The 14241-nt window shown below is 34.3% G+C and carries 14 protein-coding genes; 13 read left to right on the forward strand and 1 reads right to left on the reverse strand.

Annotated elements, in window-relative coordinates; genetic code table 11:
• Window positions 1-122 precede the first annotated feature (122 nt).
• The 5 genes from AC1Q7L_RS01155 (at window position 123) to AC1Q7L_RS01175 (ending at window position 7026) form a co-directional block, all read left to right on the forward strand.
• On the forward strand, window positions 123-1364 hold the full coding sequence (locus AC1Q7L_RS01155) for an efflux RND transporter periplasmic adaptor subunit (protein ID WP_492305762.1): 1242 nt from the start codon (window positions 123-125) through the stop codon (window positions 1362-1364).
• Window positions 1365-1411: 47 nt separating this feature from the next.
• Window positions 1412-2134 (forward strand): ABC transporter ATP-binding protein, encoded by a 723-nt coding sequence (locus tag AC1Q7L_RS01160; protein WP_492305761.1) that lies wholly within the window; start codon window positions 1412-1414, stop codon window positions 2132-2134.
• A gap of 113 nt (window positions 2135-2247) precedes the next feature.
• Complete coding sequence (locus AC1Q7L_RS01165) at window positions 2248-4662, forward strand: ABC transporter permease (RefSeq protein ID WP_492305760.1); 2415 nt, start codon at window positions 2248-2250, stop codon at window positions 4660-4662.
• Window positions 4663-4720: 58 nt separating this feature from the next.
• Entirely contained in the window at window positions 4721-6007 is a 1287-nt protein-coding gene (locus AC1Q7L_RS01170) for a TolC family protein (protein WP_492305759.1), read from the forward strand.
• A gap of 263 nt (window positions 6008-6270) precedes the next feature.
• Window positions 6271-7026: an SDR family oxidoreductase gene (locus tag AC1Q7L_RS01175; protein ID WP_492305758.1), complete on the forward strand. Its 756-nt coding sequence runs from the start codon at window positions 6271-6273 to the stop codon at window positions 7024-7026.
• A gap of 275 nt (window positions 7027-7301) precedes the next feature.
• Here AC1Q7L_RS01175 and AC1Q7L_RS01180 read toward each other — a convergent pair whose 3' ends face one another.
• The gene (locus AC1Q7L_RS01180) at window positions 7302-8912 is read right to left on the reverse strand and encodes a helix-turn-helix domain-containing protein (protein ID WP_492305757.1); all 1611 of its coding nucleotides are present in this window, start codon (window positions 8910-8912) and stop codon (window positions 7302-7304) included.
• 506 nt (window positions 8913-9418) lie between these two features.
• Between AC1Q7L_RS01180 and AC1Q7L_RS01185 the strand changes: the two genes are divergently transcribed.
• The 8 genes from AC1Q7L_RS01185 (at window position 9419) to AC1Q7L_RS01220 (ending at window position 14233) form a co-directional block, all read left to right on the forward strand.
• Complete coding sequence (locus AC1Q7L_RS01185) at window positions 9419-10234, forward strand: phage tail-like protein (RefSeq protein WP_492305756.1); 816 nt, start codon at window positions 9419-9421, stop codon at window positions 10232-10234.
• Window positions 10235-10252: 18 nt separating this feature from the next.
• The gene (locus AC1Q7L_RS01190) at window positions 10253-11158 is read left to right on the forward strand and encodes a phage tail-like protein (RefSeq protein WP_492305755.1); all 906 of its coding nucleotides are present in this window, start codon (window positions 10253-10255) and stop codon (window positions 11156-11158) included.
• Window positions 11159-11177: 19 nt separating this feature from the next.
• Complete coding sequence (locus AC1Q7L_RS01195; protein WP_492305754.1) at window positions 11178-11978, forward strand: hypothetical protein; 801 nt, start codon at window positions 11178-11180, stop codon at window positions 11976-11978.
• Window positions 11979-12043: 65 nt separating this feature from the next.
• Window positions 12044-12262: a hypothetical protein gene (locus AC1Q7L_RS01200; RefSeq protein ID WP_410690915.1), complete on the forward strand. Its 219-nt coding sequence runs from the start codon at window positions 12044-12046 to the stop codon at window positions 12260-12262.
• A 28-nt stretch (window positions 12263-12290) separates the two neighbouring features.
• The gene (locus tag AC1Q7L_RS01205) at window positions 12291-12737 is read left to right on the forward strand and encodes a transposase (protein ID WP_492305753.1); all 447 of its coding nucleotides are present in this window, start codon (window positions 12291-12293) and stop codon (window positions 12735-12737) included.
• A gap of 2 nt (window positions 12738-12739) precedes the next feature.
• Window positions 12740-13069: a helix-turn-helix domain-containing protein gene (locus AC1Q7L_RS01210; RefSeq protein ID WP_492305752.1), complete on the forward strand. Its 330-nt coding sequence runs from the start codon at window positions 12740-12742 to the stop codon at window positions 13067-13069.
• A gap of 59 nt (window positions 13070-13128) precedes the next feature.
• Window positions 13129-13320 carry a hypothetical protein gene (locus AC1Q7L_RS01215; protein WP_492305751.1) on the forward strand — a complete coding sequence of 64 codons (192 nt, stop codon included), beginning with the start codon at window positions 13129-13131 and terminating at the stop codon, window positions 13318-13320.
• Window positions 13321-13330: 10 nt separating this feature from the next.
• Window positions 13331-14233 (forward strand): hypothetical protein, encoded by a 903-nt coding sequence (locus tag AC1Q7L_RS01220; RefSeq protein ID WP_492305750.1) that lies wholly within the window; start codon window positions 13331-13333, stop codon window positions 14231-14233.
• The last annotated feature ends 8 nt before the right edge of the window (window positions 14234-14241 follow it).

A 14241-nucleotide genomic window follows, 5' to 3' on the forward strand; every position in this document is an offset into this window, starting at 1 on the left:
ATAATGAACAGTCCTGAAATGAATAAAATTATTTTCGTTCACGTTTTCAGGCTCTTACAAGATTATAAATCTCTGGTATTTGATTTGTCTAATATATTGTAAGTAAATTAGTTATCTCAAATATGGATACGAAAATAGTAAAAAAGAAGTCTAAATTAAAATTAATATTAATCATCGTTGCTTCTGCGTTGGCAGTTTCGGTTTTTGGTTGGTATTTTCTGAATCAGAAAAAAACGTATAACGTGAAGTTGGAAGACATTCAGGTGGATGAAGTTACGGTGGGAAGATTTGAAGATATGTTGATGGTAACCGCGCAGACCCAATCTTTAAATTCATCATTGGTCAACGTTTTGGAAGGCGGTGCTGTAAAAGAAATTTTTACGGAAGACGGACAGATGGTAACCAAAGGTCAGCCAATCGCACGAGTTTACAACCCGAATACGGAATTCAATTATCTGAATCAGGAAACGGGAATTATGCAACAAATCAGCCAGATGAGAAGTACGCTTTTGGAACTTAAAAATCAGGAATTCAATCAGGATAAAGAGTTGCTTCAATCTCAGAATGATTACAATACGGCTTTGCAGTCTTTCAATCTTCAGAAAAGATTATATGATGCAGAAATTGGAAAGAAAACGGATTACGACATCAGCCTTCAAAACTTAAATTATCAGAAACAGAGAAAAGTAATCGTGGAAAAAGGAGCTTCAAGTGAAAAAGCTTCCAGAAATTCTCAATTCTCAGCGATTAATAATTCTATTAATCAAATGGAAAAAAGTTTAAATATTCTTCGTTCCAACAAAAACAATTTCCTTATTATGTCGCCGGTTTCAGGAAGATTGTCATCGTTCAATATTACGCTTGGGCAGAATTTGACAAGTGGCGAAAGTATCGGAAAAGTAGATCTAATGGGCGGTTACAAACTGATTGCAAAAGTGGATGAATATTACATCAATAAGCTTCAAAACGGGATTAAAGGAAGTCTGGAAAGCAATGCAAAACAGTTTGAAGTCATTATTACAAAAATTCTTCCGGAAGTTAAAGAAGGACAGTTTTCTGTAGAATTGACTTTCATCGATGCAAAACCTGAAAACCTGAAAATAGGGATGACCTTCGGAGTAAAATTAAAATTATCTGCCGATACCCAAAGCATGATGATCCCGAAAGGAAATTTCTACAAAGACACCAACGGAAAATGGATCTTTGTTCTGAAAGGTAACAAAGCTGAAAAACGCAACATCAGTCTGGGAAGAGAAAATCCACTGTATTATGAAGTTGTTTCCGGATTGAAGCAGGGCGAAAAAGTCATAAGTTCCGATTATTCTGAGATAAAAAAATATGAAATGCTTGATGTTCAGAAATAAAAATAAATCCTCAAGCAAAATAAATAACACTTTAAAAAATTAATAAAATGATAAATATTCAAAACATTTCAAAAGTCTATAAAACCGAAGACGTTCAAACCAACGCATTAAACAATGTAAGTCTAAGCATAAAAGAAGGCGAATTTGTAGCGATAATGGGACCTTCAGGCTGTGGGAAATCAACTTTTCTTAATATTTTGGGATTGTTGGACAGCGCTTCATCAGGTTCTTATAAGTTTGGAGAAACTGAAACGATCAATTTAAATGAAAGAAAAAAATCAGACATCAGAAAGAAAAATATAGGGTTCATTTTTCAGAATTTTAATTTGATTGATGAATTGACAGTTTATGAAAATATCGAACTTCCATTGATCTACAACGGCGTTTCGCCTTCCGAAAGAAAAAGACAGGTGGAAGAGATCATGGATAAAATTAATATCGCTCACAGGGCAAAGCATTATCCACAACAGCTTTCCGGAGGTCAGCAACAAAGAGCAGCCGTTGCAAGAGCGTTGGTAACGAAACCAAAACTGATTCTTGCCGATGAACCTACAGGAAATCTGGACAGCTCCAACGGAAACGAAGTTATGAATCTCTTGGCAGAGCTGCATAGAGAAGGATCTACCATCGCAATGGTAACGCACTCTTCTTACGATGCCAATTACGCTTCGAAAATTGTGAATATGAAAGATGGCGAGATCTTCTCCGAAGAGCATTCTTCCCAGAGAAAAGATGTTTTCGAAAAAGCAGATGCTAAGAATTTTGGATAATAAAATTCTGCAAAAAATACATTCATTCATTCATTCATCCTTATTTTTCAAAAATTACAGAGAGCGGTTTAGCGCCGTTTCTCTGTAATTTATCACCACTTATTACATCAATTATGATAAACAATTGGCTAAGAATTGCCTTCATCAACTATAAAAAGAATTGGCTCTCAACCATCATCAATTTGTTTGGATTGACGATCGGGTTAACCGGATTTATGCTCATCCTCATGCATTGGAATGACGAAGAATCCTTCGAAAAATGGAATCCTAAAAAAGACCAGATTTACTATTTCCAAACGTACCATAAACCGGAAAATTCTTACGGGAACAATATTTCTATTCCAATGGCGAGACGTGCGAAAGAAGTAATTCCGGGCGTTGAAGATTACGTTTTGTTTAATGGTTCTGGAATTGGTTTGAAAATGACCACAAAGGTTAAAACCGTTTTCCAGAAAGACGGAATGACGGGTACAGAAAGTTTTTTCAAATTTTTTCCTTTCAAATTGGTTGCTGGAAGTTATAAAGATGCCTTGAAAGGCGGAAATGTAATTGCGATTTCCACAGATGCAGCCAAAAATCTCTTTGGAAAAACCAATGTTGCCGGAGAAAGTATAAAATTTGAGAACAAAGATTACATCGTAACTGCCGTTTATGAGTTACCGAAAGAAAATAGCCAGATAAAGCCCGAATTCATCATTAATCCTGTAGAACAGATCAAAAGTGATGAGAAAAATTGGGGAAACTTCAATTACGGAGCATTTTTTATGCTGAAAAAAGGAACAGATCCTAAATTTGTGCAGAAAAAATTTATAAAGGATATTTTTGAATATCGTGCAAGTCTGGACAAAGATTCCTCAGGAATGACCATTCAGCAATACCTTGATTTGTACGGACCTACAGACAGTGAATTAACACCACTTGATCAAATAAAACTCCACGCAAAAGCATCTTGGTTCGGAAATCCGGATTTTAAAACGTTGATGATTCTGTTTACGCTTTCAGTTTTAATTGTTGTGTTATCAGCTATTAATTTCATCAATCTAAAAACGGCGCAAGCTTCTCAAAGAGCGAAAGAAATTGGCGTTAGAAAAGCAATTGGAAGTACAAGATCTAACCTTGTTCTACAGTTTTTGATGGAGACATTTGTAATTTGTATTGCGTCATATTTACTTTCATTGGCCTTAACGGAGCTTCTTTTACCAAGTTTCAATAAGTTTTATGACAAAGAAATGAAGATGAACGATTGGCATATTTACTTTTACTCATTTGTGATGGTAATTATGGTAACACTGATCTCAGGATTGATTCCGGCAACTTACTTGGCCAACTTCAAGGCAATAGAAACCTTGAAAGGAAATTTCGCAAGAAGCAAGCACGGAGTTTGGTTGAGAAACGGGATTTTGACCTTACAATTAATTATTTCTTCATTTTTCATCATTGGCGGATTGATCGTTAATCAGCAGGTGAAATATATGATGAATAAAGACCTCGGCTACAACGGAAAACAAATCATCATGATCAACTTTAATGAAAGCGATCCAAAACCGTGGCTGAAATATGAAAGGCTTAAAACTGAAATGAGAAAAATTAAGGGTGTGACCGATGTCTCTTACGGAGAAGCGGTTCCCGGAAGTAACAGATCAAGCAGTTCGAATATGGATTTTATGGATAAAAGTATTCAGGGACAGCATGGATCTATGGATTATGATTATCTGAAATTTCTTAATGTTAAACTGAAAAAAGGCCGTTGGCTAGACCCTAATCTTTCGTCTGATACGGTAAATAATGTGCTAGTTAATGAAGCTTTTGTAAGAAAATTCGGCTGGAAAGATGAAGACGCTTTAAAAAATGAAATTAAGCCTGGATTTGATAACAAAAAGTATAAAATTGTAGGTGTTGTAAAGGATTTCAACATCAGAAGTTTGAGAACGGAAGTAGAGCCAATCATATTTTTCCATTACAAAGAAACTGAATGGAAGAGGTTAAATGTCTACAATATTCAGTTAAAAATAGATCCGAATGATATCGACGGAACTGTAAAAAGACTGAAAACCTATTGGCAGGGTAGTATAGAGCCGGGTTATCCTTTCGATTACTATTTTCTGGATAAAAAATTTGCAGAGACATTTGCAAAATATCAAAAACAGCAAACCCTTTTCACTATTCTGAATGCAATGGTTTTGATCGTAGCATTGTTAGGACTATTCGCTTTGTCATCATTAATGATCGAACAGAAATTGAAAGACGTTGCCATCAGAAAAACACTTGGCGCATCAGACAGAACCTTGATTCTTGGGTTAACTAAACAATTCCTTTGGATTACATTTACTGCCGTTGTTATCAGTATTCCGATCAGTTATTATTTGATTAATGAATGGCTGAAAGACTTCGCTTACAGAATAGATATGCCGGTTTGGCCATTTGTTTTCAGTCTTATTGTGTTGCTTTTACTTACGTTTTCTGTGGTAAGCATTAAAGCGTATCAGGCCACAAAAGTGAATCTTGTAAAATACCTGAAATACGAGTAAGCTGTAAATCATAAGCTTTTCTATCAACTATTAATTATCAACTGTCAGTCAATTTGTTATGAAAAAATTATTCTTCATATTTATCATTAATCTTTTTCCGGCTCAGCAGGTTTGGACGCTCGAGCAATGTCTGGATTATGCAGCCACAAATCATCCGTTGATAAAGCAGGCTACCGTTACTATTCAGAAAAATGAGCGTCAGATTTCTGCTGCAAAAGGGATGTTGCTGCCGTCGGTTGAAGCCGGAGTTAATCATAATTACAATTTCGGATTGGGGATCAATCAGAATAATAATCAAAGAGAAGCGATCAACACACAATACGATAATGTGTATGCACAAGCCAATTGGGAGTTGATGAACTGGCGAAATTATCTCAATATTTCTTTATCAAAAATTAATAAAGAGAGTTCAACGTACAAAATGAAGCAGGCTCAAAATGATGTAAAACTGAATGTTATCCAAATGTTTTTCAAATATCAAAACAGCAAAAGCTGGCTGGATGTTTTGGAAACTCAGATCTCAGGAATTGAAGATCAGATCAAACGTACCGAGAAAGAAGTTGAAATAGGAAACCGACCAAAAAGCGATGTGTACGATATTAAAGCAAACCTTGGAACTTTGCAGGAACAGTGGGTTTCTGCAAAGAATGCCAGGGATCTTTCTAAAATAAATTTATTGAATGCGCTGGCCATCACAAACGATTCTTTAGATTTTAAAATGACTGAAGAAAATCTATCAGATTTTGGCTTTAATGATCCTGAGTTTATTAAAAACTTGTTGGAGAAAAATCCTGCTTACAAAACCGTAATTACAGAAATAAATGCTGCTGAAAAGAATATCAGTATTGCAAGATCTGCCTATTTCCCGACGCTTAATGGTTCTTACAACTGGTCAAGTTTTTACAGCAAAGTTTTGGGTGAATCTGCCGATCCTTTTTCGGATCAGTTTAAAAGAAATAAAAGTCAGCAGGTTTCTTTCGGACTTTCGGTTCCGATATTTAATAAACTGCAAGTGAAAAACAACGTTGAAATTGCAAAACTGAATGTTATTAATTACAATTACGAAAAAGAAATTGTCGTTAATAATCTTACGCAAAGTATCAATTCCATCAAAACACAATTCCAGAATTCTGAGGAAAAATATAGTTTATTGAAATCAAATTTTGAAAATCAGAAATTATCTTTCCAAAAATCAGAAGAAAAATACAAAGAAGGATTAATGGATGCGTATACATTTTTTGTTGTGAGAAATAACTGGCTTCAGGCAAATTATAATCTGATCAACAGTAAAAATGAAGTGATGCAACAGACGGAATTGTTAAAAGTGCTTCAAACAAACTATTAAACAACTAAAATTTAATGAAAATTGAGAGCATTTAGTACTTCAATAACACTCAAATCATGAAAATCGTATGCTGTACACTGTATTTTTATGATCAACTGAAATAATTTAAAATTTCAATTTAATTTATTGTAAATGAGTTGATTGTAATTCTGTATTTATAAAAAGGAATTCCGAATTGATAACAAGATTAGGCAAAATCAATGCCTGTTTTTAATTGATAATATTCACATTTGTAAGAATTAACAATTAAAAAAACATTTTGTATGTCAAGAAATGATTTAAAAGATAAGGTTGTTCTTATTGCGGGAGGAGGAAAAAATCTGGGTGGATTATTAAGTAAAGATTTTGCATCAAAAGGAGCGAAATTAGCCATCCATTATAACAGTGAAGGATCCAGAGCCGAAAGCGAAAAAACATTGGCGGAAGTACAGGCGCTGGGTGCGGAAGCATTTTTATTTCAGGGTGATTTAACTAAAGTAGAAAACGTTACCAAATTATTCGACGAAACGATTTCTAAATTCGGAGGTATCGATATCGCAATAAATACGGTAGGAATGGTATTAAAGAAGCCATTTACCGAAACTACAGAAGCTGAATATGATACGATGTTTGGCATTAATTCAAAATCAGCATATTTCTTTTTGCAGGAAGCCGGTAAAAAACTGAATGATCACGGGAAAATTTGTACTGTTGTTACTTCATTATTAGCTGCTTACACAGATTTATATTCCACATATGCAGGGGCAAAAGCTCCGGTAGAACATTTTACAAGAGCGGCTTCTAAAGAATTTGGAGGAAGAGGAATTTCTGTAAATGCTGTTGCTCCGGGCCCAATGGACACGCCTTTTTTCTATGGACAGGAAAGTGCGGATGCTGTAGCTTATCATAAATCTGCATCAGCTTTGGGTGGATTGACTGATATTAAAGACATTGCACCTTTAATTGAATTTTTAGTAACAGACGGATGGTGGATCACCGGACAGACCATCTTTGCAAATGGAGGTTATACGACACGATAAATATAAAAAAAACAGTTGCTAATTGATTGAGCAACTGTTTTTTACTTTGAATTTGTTTAAAATAATTAAAAATTTAACCACAAAAGAAATAAAAGCTATTATTGGACTATATAAAGTTTACTTATTTTGAAAACAAAAGCACGCAAAAGAATAAAAATCTTAGATTTTTAAAAACTTATGTGCTCATATTTTACATTATCCTGATAAACTCAAATAACGAAAGTGTTAGTTTTTTGTCTCTTTTGTGGTGAAAATAAAAAGTTGAAACAAGTTATTTATATAGCTTCTTGTTTTACGTCATCTTTTTTGAGCTGATTTATAAAATAAGAAGGCGTAACACCGGTTTCTTTTTTGAATATAACCGCGAAAACTTCTCTGGAAGAAAACCCGCAATATTCTGCCAGATAACTGATTTTATATTCTCTGAAAACAGGAGTTTCATATAATTTGTTGGTGATATAATGAATTCGTAGTCCGTGAAGATAATTATTGAAATTTTTGCCTCTATGCTGTTTTATAATTTCTGAAAGGTATCTTGGGTTTGTATTTAATGAGCTTGATAAAGAAGAAAGACTGATGTCGTTTTTCAGGAATTTTTCAGATTTTTCAAATTTAGAAAGTTTATTTAATAGGGAAGTGGTTGTATCGTCAGAGATGTTGATGGCATTTTCGGGACTTTTATTTTCAATTTCCACTAAAATTGGCTCAATTGGACTCGTTTTTTCTTCATTTTTAAGATTTTCAATGATTGTTTTATATCTTTTATGAAGTTTATTTTGATTTTGTTTCCAGAAAAACCAGCCTGCTAATAATAATGCAATAATAATCCCTGACGCAGTCACAATAATCTTTTGAATATCATTGGTATATACTTCTTCTTTTTCATCAATAATGTGTTTTACGGGAGTATTTATGGCTTTCTTTTCTATATTTACAATGCTGTCATTCAGTTTGGTATAGAGATTCATGTATTTTTTAGAGACTTCTTTTTCCCCAAGTTCTACACATGATTTGAAATATACTTCATAGATATCTCTGCGCATGTAAGGCAGACCAGCTCCTTTTTCGATTTTTTCTGCTTTTTCAGCGAAAGATTTTGCTTTATCATATTTTTTTTGATCATAATAAAGCCATGCGAATTCAGTAGGAACGGTCACTTTTAAATCTTTACCAATAATATATTTTTTATTCTCTGAGATTTCCAAGGCTTTTGAAAAATACATTTCAGCATCTTTTGTTTGTTGCAGAGCTACGCTTGTTTTACCTAAATTGATGTAGCAAAGCGTAATGATAAAATATTTTTTATTAATAAAATCTTTGTTTTCATCTAAAAGAAGGGCAGACTCTAAGCATTTTTTCTGATAATTTACCACAGAATCTAATGGAGCATTAATATGTGCAGAATAGCTTGCTAAACCATTGTAAGTCATTGATTTTTGGTAATTTTTGTCATTTTTAGAATCAATTTTTTCGGCTACATCTAATGCTTTTTTAAATTCTTTCAAACACTCATCATTAAACCCCAATTCCGTATAAGAAGAACCTCTGAGTCTATAGGTATTCGAAAGTATGACATTATCATTTGTTTCTTTTGCTAAAATTTCTGCCTCTTTACTTAGTTCTACAACTTTTTTAAAGTCTCCGGCATCATAAAATTTAGCCATCAGAATATTATCACATTCCAACATTCCTTTTTTGTAACCTTGGTTTTTAGAAGTTTGATAGATTTTAGTTACAACCGGAATACTTTTTTTGGGATTATTTGCACTGAGTAATTTTGCATTTTCAATCTCAGTATCAATTTGTGATTCGGTATAGGATTGGGCATGTATAAAACTGAAAATCACACCTACCAAAAGTAGAATAATTTTTTTTGTTATCATCATTTCATAAAGTTTTTAGGGTTGCAATTTTAGTGCTATTTTTAATATTTACTTATGATCGATATGTGATAGATTCCGAAATTATAACGCGTTAAATTTGATTTAAGTTATTGATAATTAAATATTTGTGTGATTTAAGCGTCAATACTTTTAATTAAATTATCTCTTCCATTATTCGGTCAAAATATCACTTCTTTTTCTCTTCCATTTTCCTTACGTTAAAATACGACTTATTTTGATAACTATTGATGTAAATTATTAATAACAAGTTAATTATTGATTTATTTTTTAAGTTAAAATTTCGGAATTTACAACTCATACCATTTTGAAACAACCTCTAAAAGTTTCTAACATTGCACTGTAATCCAATGCACAATTGAATTATTTCTGAGTCTTCGTTACATAGATTCTAAAAACACACACACTGAACAATGATTAAAAAATTTATTGCTTTTGAAAAATTGCGTTTGATCCAATTTACATTTAGTATCACTTAAAAAAAGTTGATGATGAAAAAACACTATTTTATTTCGCTCTTTGTTTTGGGAACTTTATGCCATGCTCAAATAGCTATTGCTCCCAATCCCGCCGATCACGAACCGCATCAGAATTCTATTCTGGATGTGAAATCTACCACACCATCAAAAGCGGTGTTGATTCCTGTGGTTTCACAAATTACCAATGCGGCAGACCCCGATAATGACAACAATTTCAGAGGGGCAGTAGCTTACAGTAAAGACAATGGTACGATCTACGAACACGACGGAACTAATTGGTCGAGTATCTACAATTATGTCGTAGACGTTAGGCCACAGTATTTTGCCCACTTTTCGCGTTCTGCTAATCTTAATCTTTCCTGTAATGGAGGTTTTCTTCCACCGTATGGTTGTACGGCTTCAGGAACTGTACTGCTTGCCAACAACGGAAGTGTAGATTTTCAGGGAAGTTCTATTAGCCTTTCCTTGGCTTCAAATGTTGTAACTGTAAATGAAACAGCTTTATATAGAGTTACTTACAGAGGTTACGCAACTTTTAACGGTCTGAATACGGACGAGATTCAATTAAGACTCCAAAAAGCAGCAGTTGCAACACCTACAACGTTCTCGACAATTGATTACAAATCTTTTACAAGTGATAATGACAATCTTGGATATTCACCTGTCTTTAACGGATCGATCGTTTTGCAGGTAAATGCCGGAGAAAAATTTCGCTTGCAGGGCTTTATGCAATCCGGATTTTCGCCTTTGGTGAACTCATCAACCAGCTTTCAGAACAACAATACGTATGGAACAGGTGAGCTGATTTTCGAAAAAATTGTTTTATAAATCATTAATTCTAAAATTATGTATCCTAAAATATACTTATCGGCTGCAGCTTTACTTGCTGCAACGTTTTTCAATGCACAGGTGATGATTTCCAAAACGGCTGGTTCTGCTCATCAAAATGCTTTACTGGACATAAAAAATGCCACAAAAGGGGTGATTTTTACCCGTGCTGAAAATATTACAACTTTTCCGTTATTTAATAATACTCAGGAAGATTATTTTAATGATGAGGCTCCTCTGGAAGGTGCAATTCTGTACAATAAAGAAGACAAACAGTATTATAAATATGACGGAACAACATGGATTCCCGCACTTCAGCTTGGAGGTTGGTACAATCCTTTTTTAACGAGAAGAAAGGCAGACAATTCAAAAACATGGAATTGTGTAGGTGTACAGGCACCCAATCCTTTTCCGCCATTTACTCCAATAACGATAAGTACGTGTAGTGTCTTACAACTTTTCGGAAGCAACAGTAAACAGACTATTTCACTTTCTCCGGTTACAAACAGGTCTCAATTATTGGTTAATAATCTGAATACCACGACGCCGACAAGCGGAAGCGATAATGTGATCCAAATACCACAAGCCGGACTGTATCATATTTCCGGAGTTACAGGATTTGGAGGTTTTTCTCTAGGTTCTTTGGGTAAAGATGCTACATTTTGGGTAAGCATTGATGTAAGCTACGATGGAGGAACGACCTGGTCTACACTGGCATTTGAAGAAACCAAACTCTACGGCGGAATCTTCATTGATCTCGGACAGGGCGGAAATAAAAGTGCAAGTGTTTCAGCTTCGGTTACGTTACCTGCAAACTCTAGAATAAGGCTTCAGGCGGCTGTAAATACGGATTCTGTGATCTCTACTTTTTCAAATTCAACAGATCATAGAGAAACCTTCGTTAATATTCAAAAATTAAGATAATCCCTTAAAAATAAAACACATGAAAAAATATTTAGCATTTATAGGTATGTTGGGATTTATGTTGGCAAATTCCCAGGTTGTGATTGGAGGTTCAACGCTTTCAAGTACGAATACTCAGCTGGAACTTCAAAATTCAGGACAAAAAGTATTGATTCTTCCCGTTGCAGAAAACGAAACCGTTTTACCAAAATACAACATTGCTCAACCCGATAAATACGATGACGATGCCACAATGGAAGCGATGTTGATGTACAATAAAGCGGAAAGTCTTACCAAAGTTTATGACGGAACAAAGTGGAAGCAGGCTTTTAACGCTAAAAATAAATCAACAACGTGGACGAGGGCGAGTATCAACAGTACAAATATGACCTGCCTTTCTACGTCTGATCTTTTCGGACAGCTTTTACAGCTCTGCAGCTCGGACAATCTAAAATTTTCTGTTCCGACAAACAGCTCGCAGTTTTCTGATTATCTGTCTGTTGTAAGAAATTCTGAAACCTTTAGAATAAGACAGAAAGGATTATACAGGGTTAATTTTAATGTACTATTCAGTGGTTTTACGGCCGGATTTGATTTTAACGGAGCTAGAATTACAATTGTCGTTGTGGTGAATGGAGTAGAAAAGGCTTACATGTCCGGGATTGCATCTCCTTTTATCAATGTCGGAAATTACCTTGTTTCTACGGACGGTGTTTTATTTCTTGATGTTAATAATGATGTTACATTCCGTCTTGTTCTGGATGGTTCTTCTTGGTCTATAAGCAGTTATAATTTCGGAGGTTCAACAGACAGCAGTGTAAGTATCGAAAGGATATTATAAATCAGGCTTAATTATTCTGAAAACACAAATGAAAATTTTCTTTATACAACACTATTTAAGAAATAATGCAACAAGATAATTATGAGATACTTGTAGGAAAAACAATCTTAGAAGCTCAGATTTTGTTAAAGCTGAAAGGGTATAAAATCGAAAAAGTACAAGCTGTAGGATATGAATGTACGTTGAAAAGATATTTTTTCGGGTTAATCAAAAAAAGGCTGTTTTTATATTGTACAGAGAATTCGGATAACAAAATAAGAGATATTTATGTTACCACCTATTAAAAAACACAAACTTTAAATATTTTCATTCATGATACTTGATCTGAAAAATATCCACATCGGAAACTTAATTCGTGAGCGCGTTGCAGAAAAGGGAATGGATTCATTTCGTATCTGTAAATTTTTAAAATGCACAGATTCGGAGTGGGAAAAAATACAGTCTCAAAAATCTTTGGATATTGAAATTGTTTTGAGAATGAGCACGTTGCTGGAATATGACTTTTTCAGGCTCTATTCCCAACACCTGATCTTGTATGCTCCTCCGGCTAATGCTCATTATAATAATCCTGCTAATAAAACATCTTCACTTCCACATTATAGAAAAAATATTTATACAAAGGAAATGGTAGATTTTGTGTTGGAGCAGGTAGAAAACGGCAATAAAACGAAATCACAGATCATAGCGGAATACAGAATCCCGAAAACGACTCTGTATAAATGGATAAGCAAGTATAATCACTTAAAAAAAGATAAATAAAGATGAACATACAAAACACACCTGATTATAAAAGAATTTACAGCGATATGATTACCATAAAGTACCCTGAAAAAAGAGAAATATGCGATCAATTATTATCTAAAGCCAATTTATCAACCCTGGATATTATAGAGATAAGCCAAATTCTTTTCAATAAAAGTTCTAAAGAAAATGCTGAGTTTAACCAAAAGCATCGATCCTATAATAAATCAACCATTGTTAAAATATTAGAATATCAGAAAAAGAATAAACTCAATAACTCCCAGCTTGCCAGGCATTTTAAGCTAAGCAGAAACACCGTGACAAAATGGAAAAATAAATTTTTACTGTAAGAAATTTCAATTTTTCTGATACTTAGTAGAAAATCTAAACATAATTAAATACATACAAAATGAGAAAAAAAATGCCGTCATTGGCTTCTTTAGTTTCTCCATTAGTTTCCGCTCAAGCAGGAATTAGTAGAGTAGACGATAAAGTAAACGATGATGTAATGAAAAAAGATTATTCCTTAATCTCTGAAGAGTTCTTATCCCAAACACTGAGCGATGCTCATCTTCTAAACTACCAATATTACAATATTTAAAATGAAAATGATGAATAAAGGAATGCATAGAATATTACTATTGTCAATGTTCTATGGATATGGAGGGTTGGTTTCTGCTCAAACAGGTATAGGGACTTCAAATCCGCAGGGAGCTTTTCACGTAGATGGTTCTAAGGATAATGCAGCTGTTGGGACACCAACTGCAACGCAAATAGCTAATGATTTTATTATTAACAAAACCACAGGTTTTATTGGAGTGGGAGTTCTTAATCCACAGGTAAAATTAGATATGAGATCGGTTGCAACCGAAAATGCTTTGGGCTTAGGTGTTACCACGATGACTGCTGTGGATGCTGGCGCAGGTGCGGTGCGATATGATGTGATTCATGCACCGGTAGGCGCAAAAATAGAAGTTTCAAACGGTTCAGTATGGAATAAAGCTTATGTTGCGCCTCAAAAAGCAGTGGTGGTTGTGCGTAAAGTTTCAAGTCAATTAATTACTCAAAATTTGGCTACTACAATTATTAATTGGAATGTAATTCGTGATATGAGTAGCAGCTTTAATATCTCCAATGGTGAGTTTACAGCTCCTCGTGATGGTACTTACACATTTTTACTAACCTTTAATTTCAACAGTACCGTTATTAATGATGGTTCCAGAGTCGAATCACAATTTTATAACCCTGCAACAAATACTGTTTTGGCGAGTGTTTATAAAACATTTGGACAATCAATGACAGGGACTGCGGACGATGCCAATTCTACCCGCTTCACACAAGCCGGAGGATCGAGTACGGTTACACTTACCCTGCTCGCAGGTACAAAGGTAGTGGCAAGATTGCTCCATAACCTTATCACATCTGGTTCTGTGCCACTTAGAGTAACAACAGATTCTTCAGATCCGGCAAATCCAGATGATGGGTTTAATAATTTAACCATTATAGAACATTAAAGATAGAT

Source organism: Chryseobacterium sp. GW823-FHT05E08, from assembly GCF_058795655.1.